This is a genomic window from Halorubrum sp. 2020YC2 (genome assembly GCF_018623055.1).
Lineage (GTDB): Archaea > Halobacteriota > Halobacteria > Halobacteriales > Haloferacaceae > Halorubrum.
Genome location: NZ_CP076019.1, coordinates 1,662,547 through 1,679,868, shown reverse-complemented (window position 1 = coordinate 1,679,868; position 17,322 = coordinate 1,662,547). Strand labels below are relative to the sequence as shown.

At 68.9% G+C, this 17,322-nt stretch carries 17 protein-coding genes and 2 pseudogenes; 5 read left to right on the top strand and 14 right to left on the bottom strand.

Translation table 11 applies throughout. The annotated features are described in order from the left end of the window. Nucleotides 1–60 precede the first annotated feature (60 nt). The 5 genes and pseudogenes from KI388_RS08300 to KI388_RS08280 all read right to left on the bottom strand — a co-directional run bounded on the left by KI388_RS08300 (nucleotide 61) and on the right by KI388_RS08280 (nucleotide 4,391). Nucleotides 61–741, bottom strand: coding sequence for a hypothetical protein (locus tag KI388_RS08300; protein ID WP_215086204.1), 681 nt, complete (start codon nucleotides 739–741; stop codon nucleotides 61–63). Between the two features lie 71 nt (nucleotides 742–812). Further along, on the bottom strand, nucleotides 813–1,334 hold the full coding sequence (locus tag KI388_RS08295) for a hypothetical protein (protein WP_215086203.1): 522 nt from the start codon (nucleotides 1,332–1,334) through the stop codon (nucleotides 813–815). A gap of 185 nt (nucleotides 1,335–1,519) precedes the next feature. Further along, the gene (locus KI388_RS08290; protein ID WP_215086202.1) at nucleotides 1,520–1,699 is read right to left on the bottom strand and encodes a hypothetical protein; all 180 of its coding nucleotides are present in this window, start codon (nucleotides 1,697–1,699) and stop codon (nucleotides 1,520–1,522) included. 198 nt (nucleotides 1,700–1,897) lie between these two features. Then, nucleotides 1,898–2,862, bottom strand: a pseudogene (locus KI388_RS08285) (VOC family protein). A gap of 653 nt (nucleotides 2,863–3,515) precedes the next feature. Next, nucleotides 3,516–4,391 (bottom strand): hypothetical protein, encoded by an 876-nt coding sequence (locus KI388_RS08280; protein ID WP_215086201.1) that lies wholly within the window; start codon nucleotides 4,389–4,391, stop codon nucleotides 3,516–3,518. Between the two features lie 232 nt (nucleotides 4,392–4,623). Here KI388_RS08280 and KI388_RS08275 point away from each other — a divergent pair, with 232 nt between their 5' ends. Beyond that, nucleotides 4,624–4,989, top strand: coding sequence for a cupin domain-containing protein (locus tag KI388_RS08275; protein ID WP_215086200.1), 366 nt, complete (start codon nucleotides 4,624–4,626; stop codon nucleotides 4,987–4,989). 1 nt (nucleotide 4,990) lies between these two features. Here the strand turns inward: KI388_RS08275 and KI388_RS08270 are convergent, their stop codons facing one another. Both KI388_RS08270 and KI388_RS08265 read right to left on the bottom strand, forming a co-directional pair. Beyond that, entirely contained in the window at nucleotides 4,991–5,371 is a 381-nt protein-coding gene (locus KI388_RS08270; protein WP_215086199.1) for a hypothetical protein, read from the bottom strand. After that, complete coding sequence (locus KI388_RS08265; protein WP_215086198.1) at nucleotides 5,368–7,785, bottom strand: penicillin acylase family protein; 2,418 nt, start codon at nucleotides 7,783–7,785, stop codon at nucleotides 5,368–5,370. The genes KI388_RS08270 and KI388_RS08265 overlap by 4 nt, the downstream gene beginning before the upstream one ends. A gap of 91 nt (nucleotides 7,786–7,876) precedes the next feature. Here KI388_RS08265 and KI388_RS08260 point away from each other — a divergent pair, with 91 nt between their 5' ends. Next, entirely contained in the window at nucleotides 7,877–8,617 is a 741-nt protein-coding gene (locus KI388_RS08260) for a competence/damage-inducible protein A (protein ID WP_215086197.1), read from the top strand. Between the two features lie 18 nt (nucleotides 8,618–8,635). Here KI388_RS08260 and KI388_RS08255 read toward each other — a convergent pair whose 3' ends face one another. The 3 genes and pseudogenes from KI388_RS08255 to KI388_RS08245 form a co-directional block, all read right to left on the bottom strand. Beyond that, nucleotides 8,636–9,355 carry an SDR family NAD(P)-dependent oxidoreductase gene (locus KI388_RS08255; RefSeq protein WP_215086196.1) on the bottom strand — a complete coding sequence of 240 codons (720 nt, stop codon included), beginning with the start codon at nucleotides 9,353–9,355 and terminating at the stop codon, nucleotides 8,636–8,638. 77 nt (nucleotides 9,356–9,432) lie between these two features. Further along, on the bottom strand, nucleotides 9,433–9,738 hold the full coding sequence (locus tag KI388_RS08250; RefSeq protein ID WP_215086195.1) for a hypothetical protein: 306 nt from the start codon (nucleotides 9,736–9,738) through the stop codon (nucleotides 9,433–9,435). 138 nt (nucleotides 9,739–9,876) lie between these two features. Then, a pseudogene (locus tag KI388_RS08245) lies at nucleotides 9,877–10,272 on the bottom strand (ADP-ribosylglycohydrolase family protein); the annotation flags it as partial. 195 nt (nucleotides 10,273–10,467) lie between these two features. Here KI388_RS08245 and KI388_RS08240 point away from each other — a divergent pair. After that, nucleotides 10,468–10,683: a hypothetical protein gene (locus tag KI388_RS08240; RefSeq protein ID WP_215086193.1), complete on the top strand. Its 216-nt coding sequence runs from the start codon at nucleotides 10,468–10,470 to the stop codon at nucleotides 10,681–10,683. An 88-nt stretch (nucleotides 10,684–10,771) separates the two neighbouring features. Here KI388_RS08240 and KI388_RS08235 read toward each other — a convergent pair whose 3' ends face one another. From KI388_RS08235 to KI388_RS08225, 3 genes are all read right to left on the bottom strand, one after another. Then, entirely contained in the window at nucleotides 10,772–11,851 is a 1,080-nt protein-coding gene (locus KI388_RS08235; RefSeq protein ID WP_345777406.1) for an FAD-dependent monooxygenase, read from the bottom strand. 653 nt (nucleotides 11,852–12,504) lie between these two features. Continuing rightward, a complete protein-coding gene (locus KI388_RS08230; RefSeq protein ID WP_215086191.1) occupies nucleotides 12,505–13,128 on the bottom strand; it encodes a peptide-methionine (S)-S-oxide reductase in 624 nt (207 codons plus the stop codon). A gap of 138 nt (nucleotides 13,129–13,266) precedes the next feature. Next, nucleotides 13,267–14,154 carry an SDR family NAD(P)-dependent oxidoreductase gene (locus tag KI388_RS08225; protein ID WP_215086190.1) on the bottom strand — a complete coding sequence of 296 codons (888 nt, stop codon included), beginning with the start codon at nucleotides 14,152–14,154 and terminating at the stop codon, nucleotides 13,267–13,269. A 536-nt stretch (nucleotides 14,155–14,690) separates the two neighbouring features. Between KI388_RS08225 and KI388_RS08220 the strand changes: the two genes are divergently transcribed. Then, nucleotides 14,691–15,137: an FKBP-type peptidyl-prolyl cis-trans isomerase gene (locus KI388_RS08220; protein ID WP_251133257.1), complete on the top strand. Its 447-nt coding sequence runs from the start codon at nucleotides 14,691–14,693 to the stop codon at nucleotides 15,135–15,137. Nucleotides 15,138–15,209: 72 nt separating this feature from the next. Here the strand turns inward: KI388_RS08220 and KI388_RS08215 are convergent, their stop codons facing one another. After that, the gene (locus KI388_RS08215; protein WP_215086189.1) at nucleotides 15,210–16,154 is read right to left on the bottom strand and encodes a DMT family transporter; all 945 of its coding nucleotides are present in this window, start codon (nucleotides 16,152–16,154) and stop codon (nucleotides 15,210–15,212) included. 209 nt (nucleotides 16,155–16,363) lie between these two features. Between KI388_RS08215 and KI388_RS08210 the strand changes: the two genes are divergently transcribed. Continuing rightward, nucleotides 16,364–17,158 (top strand): ArsR family transcriptional regulator, encoded by a 795-nt coding sequence (locus KI388_RS08210; protein WP_215086188.1) that lies wholly within the window; start codon nucleotides 16,364–16,366, stop codon nucleotides 17,156–17,158. Nucleotides 17,159–17,322 lie beyond the last annotated feature (164 nt).

The window sequence follows — 17,322 nt, the reverse complement described above, 5'->3', positions numbered from 1 at the left end:
GCGTCGGGCGTGCCGAAGCGGGCCGCGGGAACCGCTCGAATTCCGACTGCGACCGCAGACTCACTCCGACGGGAACTCGCGGTCCGAGTCGGCGACCCAGCCTTGGTGGCGGACGATCACCCGAACCGGGACGCTGTCCACGTCGAGCAACTTGGCGATCGAGAGGCGGTGTTTGCCGTCGTTGAACAGGAGGTGTCCGTCGCGCCCGACGTTGACGGCGATCTCGTCGTAGCGGAGTCTCCCGTCCCGCAGCTCGCTCGCCGGTCGGTACCCCTCGCGGTCGATGCGGTCGTACAGCCGGTCCAAGTCCTCGCAGCGGTCGCGGAACTCCGACTCGGTCTCACAGCCCCACAGCGGGGATCCGCCGGTGATACAGTCGACGATGTTCCGGTAGTACCGCGTGTCGTCCCAGTCGACGCCGTCGACGAAGTGTCGGCGGAGGCCGACGTACGGGAGGTACTCGTCGAACGGAAGCAGTCGCCGGTCCCACTCCCCGCGGCGCACCGCCCCCGCCTCGGCGGTGCGGAAGAAGCCCGCGAACCGCGCGTCCGACGGCGTGAACACGGGATGTCGTTCCCCGTCCTGCGCCTTGTCGACCGTGTCGGTGTAGACGGTCACGTGCCCGATCCGGTCGGGGTCGACCCGTCGCACGGTGAACGGATCGGCCGGCCGCTGGAGTCGCTTCGTCCGCTTCCACTCCTCGAAGGGCAGGTCCGCGTGTGGGTCGGCTTGGTATTCCATGCCGAACACAGGGCGGTTCGCCACTTATACCCAGCCCGTCGACGGTTCGCGCTCGGAGCCGACGGCCCGTCTCACTCCGAGAGGCGCCGTTCGAACCTCTCCAACTGCGCTCGGTAGCGGTCGCCGCGCTCCGGATCGCCGTACGGATCCCCGTGAACCGCTCCGGGGTCCGGTGCCGGATACGCCCCGTTCTCCACGGCCTCGACGAACTCCGTCGGGCCGTGGTACGTCCACGGTCGCCCGTCGGTGTACTCGGTGACGTCCGTGTCGTCGACCACGACGAACCGCACCTCCCGGTCGTAGCTCGCCGCGTACAGTTGTTCGAGGAGCCGAAGCCGGTCGATCCGGCCGCTGTTCATCCGGTCGTACGCCGCCACCGGCTCGCGCCCGGCCGCGACGAGCAGCTCTCGGGCCTCGCGCGGCGAGGGAACCCCCGCCTCGCGACAGAGCCGCGGGTTGCCCGTGGCCCAGACGTCGTGGTCCGTACGGTGCGCGTAGTACTGGACCCACCCGAGCGGCACCGCCCGCCCTCGCTCCGGCGGCCGCACGTCCACCGTCCTGTCCCTGTCGAAGCAGAACACCGGTTCGTTCATCCGTCACCGTTCGGCCGCTCGGCCGTCACTCTTCGGCGGGGTCGACGGCGGAGCGTTTGCGCGCGACGGTGGCCGCGACGATGCGACGACGCCGTCCCGCGCTGGGCTCGACTCGCCCGCCGCGGCGAACCCGGTCCGCCACCGCGTGGAGGCGCACGCCTCTCTCTCGGCGTTCTCGGTCACGGCTACCCCGACCCCGACTGCTGGCTGTGCCCGGGGACGGCGTCGTTCTCGGGCGGATCCTGAAGCGTGATCCAGTGGTCGGTGTAGCGGGCTTCGTGCTCCTTCGCCAACTTATGAGCGGTCACGCAGTCCTCGACCCACCGGTCGAGGTCGCACTCGTTACAGGTGATTTTACATGGCATGTGATAGCATGCGGCATGGAAAATCATTAACTTGACGACCGCCTCGGTCCCGCGGCCATGCCGGACCGAGGTGGAGGCGATCGTTTACCGCCGGCGTGCCGAGGTCTCCCGTCGTGAGCGTGGGTTCGACGCCGCGCATTCGAACGGAACGGCCTCGGGAGCGGAAGATCGCTCGGAGCGGTCAGAGCGTCGGCGCGCTCAGTCGGCGCGGTTCGCCGCGAACGCCGCGTCCGGACGGGGGATCGTCACGTCTGCGAGACCGAACTCGATCTCCTCGCGGCGGTCCTCGAACCCCCCCGGCAACACCAGCCGCTCGCCCAGTTCGTCCAGCGGCTCGTCGCTCGCGTACCCCGGGTCGGCGGTGGCCAGCTCGAAGAGGACGCCGGCGAACTCCCGGAAGTAGACGGACCGGAACCAGTGCCGGTCGATCTGTTCGGTCGGGCGCAGTCCCATCGACGCCACCGCGTCGCGCATCCCGGACTGGTCGGCGTCCGTCGGCGTCTGGAACGCGACGTGGTGGACCGTGCCGCGCCCCGAACTCCCCTGCCGGTCCGTCTCGACGACGTCGACGTACTCGCCCACGGCGCCGCCTGCGGCGAAGCGAGTACGGTCGTTCCCGGTTCCGACGTCCGCCTCGGTCGCCTCCGTCTCCAGTCCCATCGTCCGGAGGAGCCCCTCGGTGCGCTCGGCGTCGTCGAGCCACAGCGTCACGGAGTGGAAGCCGCGGATCGCGGCCGACTCGGGGACGAACGCGGTCCACGCCGTCGTCGGGTCGTCGTCGGGTATCTCGACGGCGACCAGTTCGACGGGGAGGCCGTCGGGGTCGCGGAAGGGAGGACCGTCTCGCCGAAGCGCTCCTCGCGGTCGTCGTAGTCGACGCCGCGCTCGTCGAACCGCTCCTCCCAGTAGTCGAGGCTTCCCTCGGGGACGCGGAACGCGGTGCGGGAGACCTGCCCGGCGCCGACCTCGCCGTCGGGGAGGTTCGTCCACGGGAAGAAGGTCATGCTGGTGCCGGGGTTCCCCTCGGCGTCACCGTAGAAGAAGTGGTACGTCCCGGGGTCGTCCTGGTTGATCGACTGCTTCACCAGCCGGAGGCCGAGCGTCTCGACCCAGAAGTCGAGGTTCCGCTGCGGGTCGCCCGCCACGCAGGTCACGTGGTGGATTCCGGGGGTAGGTGTCGGGCCGTCCTGTCGTCCGTCTCCGCCGTTCTCGGATTCGTCCGTCTCCGCCGTTCTCGGATTCGTCCGTCATACACCCGTCTACGCCGCGCAGGGACTTGAATCGGCGCGGACACGGGTGTTACCGGGTTGGGGTGCGTCGAGGGACCCCGTCGACGGAGGCGATACGATTTATAACTGATCGTGAGCGGCAGCAACGTCGATTATAAATACACGCGGCGGCGCGTGCCTGCGAGCGGCCGCCCTTGGCGGCCGCGAGACAGCACGCGCGAGGGAGTCGCGGCCGCCAGGGGCGGCCGCGACGAGGCTGGGGAGGGATGAGGTGCCGTGCTGGGCGGTGCGGGGCGGGGCGGGACTCGAAGGGGCAGCCGCGAGGAGGGCGTAGGCGAAGTAAGGACCACAGCGAGGGAGCGAATGGAGTGAGCGACCGAGCGAGGACCGCAGCGAGCGTACGCCCTCCTCGCGGCTGGGGCTTTGGCGGTGTTCGTCGTCGATCCGCTCTCAACAGCTTATAACCGAGCGACCGGGGCCTCGGAGGAGTTCTCGGCGGTCCGATATCACTTATAAACGACGACGGCAGCACCGCTCGCCCGCTTATAACTACTCACTCCGCTCACGTCCGAGCTAAAGCCGACGGATCAGCGGGCCCGCGCCATCGCCGTCTCGATTCGTTGCTTAAGGGCCTCAATTCGGTCCCCGACGGCGCCGACCGCCGCGAGGACGGGATAGGTGACGTCGAGGTCCTGATAGCAGTACGCCGGCAGGTCGAGTTCGTCCCCCAGCGCGAGCCGCCGCTCGTGGTCCGCGAGCGCGCGCTGGCGGCGGGCCGCGATCCGGTCGCAGTCCCCTCGGAGCGCCTCGGTCCGGGTCCGGCAGGCGTCGAGCGCGCCGAAGTCGAGCGACGCGGCGTCGGGCGACGCGGCGTCGGGGCGGCCGTCGAGTTCCTCGTCGATGGCGTCGATTTCGGTCCGTATCGGTTCGAGCCGGGAGCCCGCGCGCCCGACCGACTCGGTCTCCGACTCCAGCGCGTCGAGGAACGCCTCGCGCTCCTGGACCACGGTCTCGGCGGCGCTCAGGAGCGACCGCTTGTACTCCTCGTGGAAGCTGCTCGTCCGGGTGAGCGCGTACGCGAGTTCGGGACCCAGCTCCGCCGCGACGCTCCGCTCGTAGGTGTCGTCGTACTCCGCCTCGTAGTGCGGGACCGACATCACCGTGGCCTCGTACGCGTCCCGCACCGCGACGAGCCGGGAGCCGGGAGCGGCGGACGCGTCCCGCCGGCTCCCCGTCCCGCCTCCCACCGCGCCGCCCATCGCGCCGCCGACGCCGGCGAACCCGTCGGCCGCGCCCGGGCCCGGCGGGCCGGCGCTTCCGCCCTCGCTCGGGATCGACGACACGCGGCCGCGGAACGCCCGGAACGCCTCCCGCTCGTCGACGACTCGGCGCCGCTCGACCCGGAGTTCCGCCCGCGCCGCCCGGATCGGATCGCTCCCCCCGTCCGCGTGAGTCGCTGCCATACGCCACGCCACGCCCAGACCGCTCGTAAACCCTTATATGAGTGGTATCGCGGGCGGCCGAGCCGTCCGGAGCGCTCCGGAGCGGTATATATCTGCCCGCGACCGACCGGCTTGCGTCCGCCCGGCTTGCGGGTGACCGGGTCGCGGGCGCGGTCGCCGGCGATCCCTCGTCGAGGCTCGCCCCTCGCCGCGGGTGGACAGCGACTTTACCGCTCCGCCGGCGAGCGGGGGCATGGAGAAGGTGAATCTCTCGCGGGCGTTCGACTCGTTCGAGGAGACGTGGTCCCCGCGGCTCGCGGGCGAACTCAACGGGCAGGCGGTGAAGCTCGCGAAGGCGGACGGCGAGTTCGTCTGGCACCGCCACGCGGACGCCGACGAGCTGTTCCTCGTCAACGCCGGCCGGCTCCGGATCGAGTTCCGCGACGAGGCGGACACGGTGTTGGAGGCGGGCGAGTTCACGGTCGTCCCGCGCGGGACCGAACACCGACCCGTCGCGGAGCCGGAGGCAGAGATCCTGCTCTTCGAGCCGAGCGAGACGCGCAACACGGGGGACGTCGAGAGCGACGAGACGGTGACCGACCTGGAGCGTCTCGACTGACTCACGGCGCGACGGCGCGCGCGAGTGACCCGAACAGCGGGAGGCCCAGCCCCGCGCCGACCGCGACGTAGGCGACCGGCCGCATCTCCGGAACCGCCCCGGCGGCCGACCCGAGCGACGCGGCGAACGCGACGAGGACGACGGCGCCCGCGACGAGCGCGTAGAGGGCCCCTCTGCGAACCGTCGGCGCCACGAGCGACGCGAGCGCGCCGGCCGCGATCAGCCCGAGCCAGTGGACCGACGCGAGCGCGACGCCGACGGCGAGCGCGGCGACGAGCGCGACCGCGTGCGGCCGCGGCTCGGTCCGGACCCGGTCGCGGAGCGAGGGGGACTCCGACGGCGGGGGCGAGCCCGACGCGGTCGACTCGGGAGCGCCGCTCACCGCGACCCCTCCGCCGACGGCTCGAACCGCGTCACCGGATCGCCGCCGGCGCCGAGCGGCATCGGGCGTTGGTCGTTGTCGAGCCACCGGCGGAGCTGGTCGTCGTAGTGCTCCGAGAAGTAGTCGCCCGAGTTCCCTCCCGGGAGGACCGCGGTCGCGTCCGTTCCCGGCCGCACCACCATCCGCCAGCTGGACCCGACAGCGGACTCGACGCGGTAGTTCTTCACGGTCGCGGGCGAGCCGTCCGCCGGGCGCTCGTCGTAGTTCAGGAACGGCGCCTCGCTGCCGAGCGGATGGTCCATCGCCCGGGTGGTGTTGTAGTCGCCGTACGCCTCCCACCCCGCCTCGTCGATTTCGTCGAGCGCGTCCCGGAGCGCCGCGACCGCGAGGGAGCCGCGCGAGCGCCCGTCGAACAGCGGGTCGTCGCCGGGGAGCCGCGCGAGCGTCCAGTCGCTCGGGTAGTACGACTCGTCGAGGTCGGCGTCAGAGAAGGCGGGACCGAAGACGCGCTCGCGGAGCCGCGGCAGGTAGCGCGCGAACAGCAGCGCGGCGCGGGAGCCGCGGTCCGTCCGGTACTCCCAGCTGTCGAGGGCGTCGGCGGCGTCGACGAGCGGCTGGCCGGGGTCGGATCGGTCGCGGACCGCGGCGACCAGTTCGGGGACGAGTTCGGGCGCACGTCCGTCTCGCACGTCGCTCTGGAGGTCGCGGTGGAAGTCGGGGTCCGTCGCGGCGCCGCCGCTGATACGGTCGTCCAGCCGGCCTGCGATCCGCGCGCCGCGGTACGGGGTCGCGTAGCCGACGCCGACGTAGTGGGTCGGGTCGTCTATCGGGCGCTGGTTGGCCGTCGAGAGCGCGTCCGGGTCGAGCGCGTGCGGCTTCTCCTCGAAGGGGACGAACCCCGCCCACGAGGACTCCCCGAACGGCTCGAACCCCTCCCACTCCCCCTCGCCGGCGGAGCCGTCGAAGATCCGGTCGCCGTCGACGACCTCGCCGTCGATCCGGCGGACTGGCAGCCGACCGGTCGCGAAGTAGAGCGTCCGGCCGTCGGCGTCCGCGTACACGAGGTTCTGGGTCGGCAGGTCGAAGTCTCGGGTGGCCGCGAGCAGGTCGTCGACCCCCTCGCTGCGCCCGTACGCCTCGATGGCGGCCGTCGTGCGCGTCGCGGCGTGGCCCGTCCACGCGACGCCGACCGTCCGCCCCTCGCGCTCGATCAGCGGACCGTGGACGGTTCGGCGCACCCGGATCTCCCGGTCCTCGCCGCCGGCGACCGGGATCGTCTCGCGCTCGTCGGTCTCGAAGGGGCGCCACTCGCCGTCGTACCGGTACCGGTCGCCCGCGTCGTCGATCTCGTACCGGTAGCAGTCGAGCACGTCCGCGCCGAGGTTGGTGAACGACCACGCGCCGCGGCCGTTCGCGCCCGCGATGACGAACGGTACCCCGGAGAACGTCGCCCCCCGCACCGACCGCTCGGGGGTGTCGACCGACTGCTCGTACCACAGCGGCGGCGCCTGGAGAGAGAGGTGCGGGTCGTACGCGAGTATCGGCGTCCCGCTCGCGGTGTGGTCGCCGGAGACGACCCAGCTGTTCGAGCCGACGCCGGTCGGGGACTCGAAGCCGGAGAGCCAGTCGGTCAGGGCGGGGGCGACGGGGTCGGCTTCCTCCCCGGCGTCCGCCTTCCGCCGGCGCGCGGACTCCCGCCCCTCCCCGAGCCGCGTCTCGGTCCCGTCGAGGATCGGGTACTCGTGGTCGTACCGCCTCGGGAACAGCGTCTCCGCGCGCTCGGCTCCGAGGCGGTCGGCGACGAGCGCGCGCCGCAGTTCCCCGAAATCGCCCGTGAGCGTCCACGAGATCTGCTTTTCCATCAGCATCGAGTCGACGGGGGTCCACGGCGCCGGCTCGTAGCCGATCAGCTCGAACTCCAACGGGAGCGGGAGGTCGTCGATCGCCGCGTTGACGCCGTCTGCGAACGCCTCGACGAGGGGGCCGGCGCGCGTCTCGGCCACGACCTCCCAGGTCGCTTCCGCGGCGTCGGCAAAGCCCATCGCGACGTTGAACTCGTCGCCGTCGAGCGTCGCCTCCCCGATCACCTCGGAGAGCCGGCCGCGCATCACCCGCCGCTGGAGGTCCATCGCGAACAGTCGGTCGACCGCCTGACAGTAGCCGACCGCGAAGTACGCCGCCGGCTCCGCGTCGGCCTCGACCTGCGGGACGCCGAACTCGTCGCGGGCGACCGTCGCCGCCCCGTGCGGGCTCTCGACGGTCTCCGGGAGCGACCGGTCCGCCGCGTCCCACGCCCCGCCCGACAGCGGGGCGAACGAGTCGAGGAGGTCGGCCGCGTCGCTCGCCGCCAGCCCGGCTGTCCCAGCGGCGAGGACGCTCGCGAGGACCGCGCGGCGCGTGGTGTCGCGTGTCACCTCGTCACAGAGTCGGCGGTCACTCATTACTATTCGGGTCACCGACCGCGGCGGGAAACGTACATCCGTCGCCCGGCCCTACCCCGGCTCGATGGAGGTCGCGCTGATCACGGTCGGGGACGAACTGCTCTCGGGCGACACGGTGAACACGAACGCGAACTGGCTCGCCGCCGAGCTGAGCAAGCGCGGCGTCGCCGTGCCGCGGATCCTCTCGATCCCGGACGACGGGGCTGAGATCGCAGCGCGGGTCCGGGAGTACGCCGACGCCTTCGACGCCGTGATCGTCACCGGCGGCCTCGGCAGCACCCCGGACGACGTGACGATGGAGGCGGTCGCGGACGCGTTCGACCGCGAGATGGTCGTCACCGACCTCACGCGCGAGTCGGTCGAGCGCCGGCTGGCCGCGATCCGCGAGCAGGTGCCTGACCGCGAGTTCGACGTCGACGTCGAGGCCGAGGCGGCGGTCCCCGAGGGGAGCCGCCCGCTGGTGACCGAGGCCGGACTCGCGCCGGGCTGCGTGATCGAGGGGGTGTACGTCATGCCGGGAATTCCGGACGAGCTGAAGGCCACCTTCGAGACGGTCGCGGACGAGTTCGCGGGCGACCGGCGCTCGCGGTTCTGCTACACGGTCGAGCCGGAGTCGAACATCATCGCGACGCTGGAGGAGGCGACGGAGCGGTTCGACGTCGCCGTCGGCTGTTACCCCGACCGCGAGGCCGAGCACAACCGGCTGAAGGTGACCGCGACCGACGACGAGACGCTCGACGCGGCCGTGGGGTGGCTGCTGGAGAACGCCAACGCGAGCGAGACGCCCGTCTCTCGGGACTGGTGAGGTCGGGCCGCCCCGTCGTCAGATGAACTCCGAGGGGTTCGGCCCGTTCGTGACGTGGACCTCGAACGGCTGCGTGCCGACGTCGTCCCGCTCGACGAGGTGCCAGTACGTCTCCGCGAGCTCGTCGGGGTCGAGAGACGTCTCGGCCTCGCGGTCGGGCTGGCGCTCGCGGGCGCCGGGCGAGTCGATCTGCCCGTCGATCACGACGTGCGCGACGTGGACGCCCTCGCCGCCGAACTCCTGAGCGATGTCCATCGCCATCCCGCGGGCGGCGAACTTCGCGGCCGTGAACCCGATCGCCCCGCCGCGGCTCCGCACCGCCGAGGTCGCGCCCGTGAAGATCACCGTGCCGCCGCCGGTGCCGAGCATGTCGTCGACCGCCTCCTGCGAGCAGACGAACGCGCCGCGGCCGTTGACCGCCCACGCCTCCTCGAACGCTTCGACGGTCGTGTCCATCAACCCGGTCCACGACGCGGCGCTCGCGTGGTTGACGAGGACGTCGACCGGACCGAACGCCTCGCGGACGGTCTCGAACCCCTCCCGGACCGCCTCGACGTCGGTGAGGTCGACCGTGACCGCGAGCCCTTCGCCCGGATCGGGGAGGTCGTCAGCGAGGTCCTCGACGTACTCCGTCGAGCGCGCGAACAGGGCCACCTGACACCCCTCCGCCGCGAACTTCCGCGCGAGCGACTCCCCGAGCCCCGGACCGACGCCGGCGACGACTGCTGTACGTGTCATACTCACGGTACGGGTCGACGCGTGAAAACGGTGTGTCCGGCGGCGAGGGAGGTTCGGTCGACCGGGCCGCGTCGGACTCAGGACTCCGGCTCGTCGACGCGCCCGTCCGTCGAGACGGAATCCGGTCGGCCGAGCGGGTGGCCGCGGGGTGTCGTCCCGTCGAACCGGACGATACGCCACCCGTCCCCGCGACACCGGACCCGTTCGAGGACGACCGTGACGGTGTCCCCGCGGCCGAGTTCCCCGAGCCGCTCGCGAGCGTCCTCGCCGGCGTCGACGACCTGATAGCTCCGTCCGTGGGACCCGTACAGCGTCACCGCTCCGTCGCGGTTCGGCGCCGCCGCGAGCGTACACCGTCGCCGGACGTCGTCGGTGTCCTCCATCGGCTTCGGGGACGCGCAGATCCGGCATAAAACGAACTATGTGGCCCCCGTACCGCGGGGGAACGCTACTGAGCGCTACCGAGACGGCTCGCGTCGGGGAGGAACGGGCGCGACCGGTCCGCGTCGAGGTCGAGCCGCGCTCCCGTTGCCCGCGTTCTGCCTCTCCGGACTGTTCTCCCAGACGTGCCGGCCCGATCCGTCCCACTCGTCACCGTGTTTGAGCCGGCTCAACGACTTCGCCGTCATCGGCGCGATGTCGAAGGGCCTGGTGTCGTACCACGTGACGAACCGCTCGGCGACGTCCGCCGGATCGAACTCGCGTCGCTCGGCGAGGCTCCGCGCGATACACAGCGCCTGCTCCGTGTCGTCCGTGATCGCCCCGGCTGGCTGGTTCCACGTGCCGTGTCCGATCACCTCGTCGAGCCGTCCGTGCTCGGCGCGAATATCGGAGGCCGGCATGAACTCGACCGGTCGGCCGAGCGCGTCCCCACAGGCGATCCCACAGAGGACGCCGCGGGCTCGAACGATATCCATACGTCACACGACGCGAGTCCCGACGGAGAGCGTCGGGCGCGAAGTGCCGCTTCGGCCGTCACCGTATCGCAGTCGAGGGACCCGGCCGACTACGGTAGTCCCGTTTCGGCGCCTGCGGTCGCGTCGCAGGGCCGTCTCGACAGAAGTCGGGATCGGAATTCAAATAGCCGAATAGCCGCAAAGAGAGATGTTCGAATGACAGAAGACAGCAGTTCTGCCCGCGTTCCCAGCCAGCCCGTCGTCGTCCAAGAGGATACCCATCAGAACGAGATCCCGGATAATATCGACTCGGAGCTGTACTCGGCGGACAGCCCCACCAACTCGTTCCACGAGTTCACGATCGAGCGCGGAGACGACCTCGTCGAAGCGCTTCGCGACAACGGCTACACGGTGGAGTTCAGGGACCGGTGAGATCCGACTCCGACCCCGCTGAAACACGTCGAAACGAACAGGGTGCGTACTGAATCGAGCAGCCGTATTCGACTCGCGGCCCGGTCGGTCAGTCCAAGTTCAGCCGAACGTCACCCATCCGCTTCCCCCGGGCGACGAGCGTGCTCCCGTACTCGGTGCGCCTTTGGTCCCACGCCGCGAGCGCCTCGTCGACCGATTCGTGGCTCGCGAAGGCGTCAGCGAGCGCGGTCGCATCCCCTTCCGCCTTCGCCGTCCCCGCCGCCGTGTGCGGACGGGCAACGAACGCGCCGTCTCCGAGCAGACACGCCCGATCCGCGACCATCGACGGGACCGTCAGGTCGTAGATCGCCTGGACGAAGAGATCCGGCGTCTCACCGACGAGCGTCTCGAACACGGGCGGGAGCGTCGCTGCGCGCTCGCGCTGTCGGTGCCGAACCGGTTCGCGCAACCGACCCGGTGAGACGGAGAACGTCCGTTCGCTCCCGCTCGTGTCCGTGAATATCGCGGTCCGGTCCCGCCCGTCTAGCGTGTCGTACCACACCCAGTTGAGCCGACGCGACCCCGGCTCGGTCTCGCCGTCCGGGCCCGGAATGAAGTACGCGAGGACGAGCTGATCGGCCCCCTGAAAGAACGTGAACGTCCCGTCGAACGCCTCGACGCACGCGGCCGGGAGGGCGGCTTCGTCGACGACGCCACGCCACGCGACGTAGGACGCGAACTCCGGGTCCGCGTCGGGACGTAGTTGTTCACGCGTCGCGGACCGGCCGCCCTCGGCGGCGACGACCACGTCCGCCGACCGTTCCGACCCGTCATCGATCGTCACGGTCGCCGTCTCCGGGGTCACGCCCGTGACCGCTGTGCCAGTTCGGTACCGCTCGTCGGAGAAGGCGTCTCGGAGCTGTCGGTAGAGCGCGTCCCACGACGTGAACACCATCGTCTCGGAGGCGGCGCGTTCGACGTCCCCGCACTCCGTGAGAAACCGGCGCTCGTGAGACCGGGTCGTGATCTCGTCCGGGTCAACGATGTCGTGATCGCTGAGAAACCGGCGGATGTTCCGTTGGGCGACGATTCCGCCGCCGCGGCTTTCGAGCGCCCCCGCCGACCGCTCGTAGATCGTCGGCCGGTGACCCGACCGCTTGAGTGCAATCCCGGTGAAGAGTCCCCCCATCGATCCGCCGGAGACGAGCACGTCGAGGCCGGACGCGGACTGATGGGACTGGTCGTTGGACACACAGATCCGTTATCGCGTGACAGGTGAAAACCTACGGGTCGATCAACCCGCACGGGTCCTCCCAGCGGCCGCCGCTTCACTCTGGAGACACGGTACCGACGGTGCGGGCGCCTCTCGAGTGAGCAGCGCAAGCGTGACCCTTACGCAGGTGTGAGGAGAGAGCCCCGCCGTTCACGGCGGGGATGAATCCGACAACCCCTCTACGAGCTACGTTCGACGTGCCGAACGGATATTTAATTAGGTTGAGATCGTATTCAAGCGCAACTGAGGGGGTCTACCCGCCCCACTAATCGGACAATATCGGGATCCCCTAATTTCAAGCGGAAGACACCCTCTTCCGTGCCGAAATAGGGCTGAGTCAGCAAGAAGTACCTCCGAATCCCATGCCGGGATAGGAGTAACGGCTGGTTGGCACAGCCAGTAGCCGTCGTCGAGGCGTCTACAAACCGTAACCATCCCAACCCAGCGGCACGGTGCCGTGGGAATCTTCGCCTTTCAGGGGGGAGAGGATGTCAAGGCCGGAAGTCCGGAGTCGCTACCCGGCCGGACCCTGTCGGCGGCGCAGTCCGTCGCCACCGAACCAGCGGTGCCTATACGGTCCCGCGATCGGGTGCCGGCAGCTCCTCGTCAATGCCGACATCGTGTCCGGCGGCGTACCCGTTCAGCTTGGCAGCGATCGGGGATTCGCGCAGTTCCTCGTCGCCATATCCCGCTTCCTCGAACGCGTCCACGAGCGAGGAGACGGACCGGAGCTTGTACTTCTGGTGGTAGTCCTCAGCGGGGTAGAAGCGAGAGAGCTGTTCGATGCGCGTTCCGATCCCGTCGGCAGCGAGCCCTCGCGTGGCGAGAAACTCGTCGAGGACTGCCCGTTGGGCTTCCGTCCCGGCGAACACGACGTTCTGATACTGTGTCTTTCCGGCCTGGCGTCGCGGATCGTGCGACTCGAACACCCGACTCAGGAGCTCTCGGTACGCCACCGTCTCGGGGTCGAACTCGACTTGGACCACCTCCGTGTGGTCGCCCAACGCGTGATACGTCGGATCGAGTTTCGTCCCGCCGGCGTAGCCGACGCGGGTGCGAACGACGCCGTCCATCGCACCGAACTGGGCGTCGGGCCCCCAGAAACAGCCGATTCCGAACGTCGCCGTGGCAGTCTCCGCGCTGTCCGTCGCGCGACGGTCGTACTCGCGTATCTGTGTTTGCGTGAGCGTCATTGGAGTCACCAGCCTCGAGAGTCGCCGGAGCGCGGGTCGTGGATCCCACCGCATCTACCACCAGTTAGGCTCGCACCCGTATATACTGCGTGTCGAGAGTCGTACGTAGTCGGCAGCGGAGAGGCAGGCGGGATGACGCTAGTCGGAGCCCGGAGTCGGCCAGTCGGGTGTAATGCCGACTAGTTCGGCACTCATTCGCCAGAGCCGCCGTCGAACTGCTCGGTTCGTCGCCTCAGGCGCGGGGTCTTCGGGACCATCGCCGCCGACGTATTGGCCACTCACGGAGCCATACCGAGGGTCGACGAGAACTGCTTGGAGGCGCTCGGCGGCCGCCCGCTTCGAGGTGGCGACGCCCGGAACCAGCCCGGCGATCCGAACCAGCAGCCGCGTCCGGAGCGACGCCTCGCGGAACAGGTCCGTCGACGGGATGAACCCCGGATGAACGCAGTTGACCGTGACTGCGGCGTCGTCCGGGAGCCGAGCATCAAGCTCGACCGCGAACGCGACGTTCGCCAGCTTCGAGCGGGCGTACGCGTCGAGCGAGTCGTACCCGTCCGCCAGTTGGAGGTCGTCGAAATCGAGTGTCGCCCGCCGATGGAGGTCCGACGCGGTAACGACGACGCGCGGAGCGGGCGCGTCACGGAGGTGGTCGAGCAATTCGTACGTCAGGAGGTAGGGAGCCAAGTGGTTCACCGCGAGCGTGAGCTCGATTCCGTCCGGACTCTCACGCCGTGATCCGGCGGAGAGTCCGGCGTTGTGAGCGAGGACGTCGATCCGGTCGTACTCGCGTTTCGCGGTTGATGCGAGAGATCTGACGGTGGATTGGGACGCGAGGTCGGCCTGATGGAACGCGATCGTTCCGGCGAGGGCTTCGGACCGATCGACGAGGGCTGCCCCCTTCGACTCGTCGCGGCCGACGACTGCGACGGTCGCACCCCGTCTTGCGAGCTCGACCGCCGCCACCCGTCCGAATCCGCTCGTTCCGCCGGTGAGAAGGATCGTGCGGTCGGAGAGATCGTCGGTCATGTTCCGTTTCGACCCCGACGGTTCGAGAGCGCGATCGACTCGGATACGTCGACGATCCGGCCCGGAGCGACCGTCGGGAGAACGCCGACCGCACCGAGGAACTGCCGTCGCATGCGCGGTGCTTCGATCTGACGTTGCTTAAGCGTCGGTGCCGGCGGCATGGACCCCCAACGTCGGCGCGGGTGTTGGATCGACCGTCGCTCTGGTTTCTGGTGTTGCCGTCACCACACGGGTCCACTCAACCGCGAACGGACCAGCGATCACGTCACCCACCGCTACTCCACTTCAGCGGCTTCGACCGCCACTCCGGTGCGTACAAACGAGCCCGATCCGCAGCGGCCGACTCCTGTAGTTCGCTGACGTGTGCCACTCCTCGGTCTGCGGATTTTCGGAGCCGGACGACGGTTACCGCCTCGCTGATGACGTGTCCGGCCGGAAAGTGGACTCCGTTCAGAGCGCGCCGAGGACCTCTCAATGACGTAAGCTTTCCGTGTGGGGCCTCTTCTGTTCGTATGACGATAGCTACCGGCGATTCCGTGACGCTCGAGTACACGGGCCGCCTCGACGATGACACGGTGTTCGACACCTCCCGGAAGTCTGTCGCCGAGGAGACCGGCCTTGCCGAGGCCCAGCCCGACCGAGAGTACGCGCCGTTGACGGTCGAAATCGGTGCCGAGCAGGTCATCGAAGGGATGGAAGAGGGACTGATCGGACTCGAAGCCGGGGAGACGGACACGCTGACGATCCCGCCGGAGAAGGCGTACGGCGAGCCCAACGACGAGAACGTTCGGGAGTTCGAAACCGAGGAGCTCCGAGAGATGCTCGGCGGCCAGACCCCCGAAGAGGGCTCGTATCTCGAGGCCCAGAACGGGAGCCAAGGCGAGGTCGTTCACGTCGACGAGGAGACCGTCCGAGTGGATTTCAACCCCCGTCTCGCCGGCGAAACGCTGACCTTCGACGTCGAAATCGTCGACGTCAACTAACTCCGATCGGCGGCAGTCCCGTGGCCGCCGCCGGAGAGAACTACCCCAACACCGATCGAGCGGCTACTCCCTTTAAGCGGATCTGTCTTCGACGAACCGGTCCGGGGCCACAGAGCGAATAATCGTCGACGGGCGGAGAGAGAGGCCGCTGACAAGCAGGAAGCCGACGAAAATAACGCCAAATCCTGCGATCGACAGCACGGAAAGGGTCTCCCCGAGCAGCGTCCATCCGCCTACCGTCGATACGATCGGAACGAAGTAGAACAACAGGTTCGCTCGAGTCGCGTCGGTCTCGTCGATTAACGCAAAGTACGCGAGGTACGCGATCGCACCCGAAAACACACCGACGTACAGCAACGCGACGACCGCGACGGGCGGTATCGACAGCGAGGCCACGGACTCACCGGCGCCGATACTGAGGGCGTGCGAGAGGACGGCAGCCAGCGGAACCCCCCAGACGGTACGTGCGGTGCTCGACAACGTCGCATCGGCACGGCGAATCGCCACCGCACCGAACGCGCTCGTCACCGCGGCGGTAAAGAGGAGCGGGACACCCAGTCCACCACCGAGTAGCGCCGACGGCGACGGGTTGGCCACGAGGACGACACCCAGCAGTCCGAGCCCCATCCCGACGACGCCACGTCCGGAGAGTCGACTGTTCGTGAGCAGGAAGCCGGCGAACACCGGTGTCAGGATGGGATTCAGGCTGAAGATGACGGCCGCTACTCCGCTCGTCACGTACTGTTGCCCGACGAACAGCAGCGCGTTCGTCAGCCCGATCACCAGCACGCCGGTCGCGAGGATCCCGGCGACGTCACCGACCGTCCGCGGGCGGAGCTCCGCACGCGAGAGGCGCGTCACCGCAAACGCGACGAGGACGACGGCCCCGATATCGAAGCGAACGGCGACGAAGAACAGCGGTGGCAGGTGTGCGAGGCCGGCCTTCGCCGCCACGAACGTCCCGCCAAACAACAGCGCAGAAACGACAAACAACGCGGCAGACCGTCGAGTGAACATGTTACCGCAACACCCCGGCCGTGCTGTCACACGAACTGGCAGTTGGAGGCAGCGTCTCAGTCACAATTCAACGAAGGAGCCCCAGACGTATAACGAAATTCAGAAAATATTCGACGTTGAGAAACGTTCGCCCACCGTGACAGCATTTCATAACGTGAAATTCACGCGGGGAGCGAAGCCGGTTTATCCGCAAGGGGCTTGAAGCTCGTATGGAGGCGCCGCTCGAAGAAATCGAGTTTCTCGCGCGCTCAACGAACCGCGTCGAGGTACTACGGCTGCTGGCGGCCCGGCCCCACACTCGAGGAGAACTCGCGGCGACGACCGGGGCGTCACAAGCGACGCTCGGTCGCATCCTCGAAGACTTTGCCGAGCGGTCGTGGGTTACGCGGGAAGGAAGAAAATACGTCGCGACCGCCACGGGGGAGCTGGTGGCGGACGGGATCGACGACCTCGTCGCAGTACTGGAAACCGAGGGGAAACTCCGTGACGTGGTCGCGTACCTCCCCACAGCGGAATTCGGATTCGACCTCCGTCATCTTGCCGACGCGACGGTCACGGTGCCGAGTCGGACTCGACCGAGTGCGCCTCTTCAGCGTGTTCTTGAGGGCATGGAAGGGGCGGAGACGCTGCGTGCGGTCTCGCATACGCTAAACGAGCAGAGCCTCGCGACGGCTCACGGTCGCGTCACCGCAGGGCAACAAACGTTCGAGGCCGTGCTCTCGTCGAGCACGCTCGAAGCCCTCGCAGTCGAGGATCAACTTTGGGCACGGGTGCGAGCACTCGGCAACCACGACAGCGCAGCGATCCGAGTTGCCGACGGGAACGTACCGCTTTCAGTCACTATCGCCGACGACACGGTGTACCTACTCGTTCGCGACGAGGGTGGAATCCTCCGCGCGGCGATCCACACCGACGACCCGGCGGTTCGCGCCTGGGCTACAGAGACGCTTTCGGACTACTGGGAGCACGCGACGCCGTTTGATCCGACGTCGTTTGAGGAGTGATCTACCAGCGATCAGGTCAACGGATCAGCGGTTCGTCCCGGTCAGTATAGACCGGAGAGTAATCGTTGGTGTCGCCCAACCGGTATCATGGCGCGATGTACGGTAGCCGGTTGAGCATCCAGACCGCAACGGGCAGCCCCGCGACCGTGATTCCGAGGGCCGAC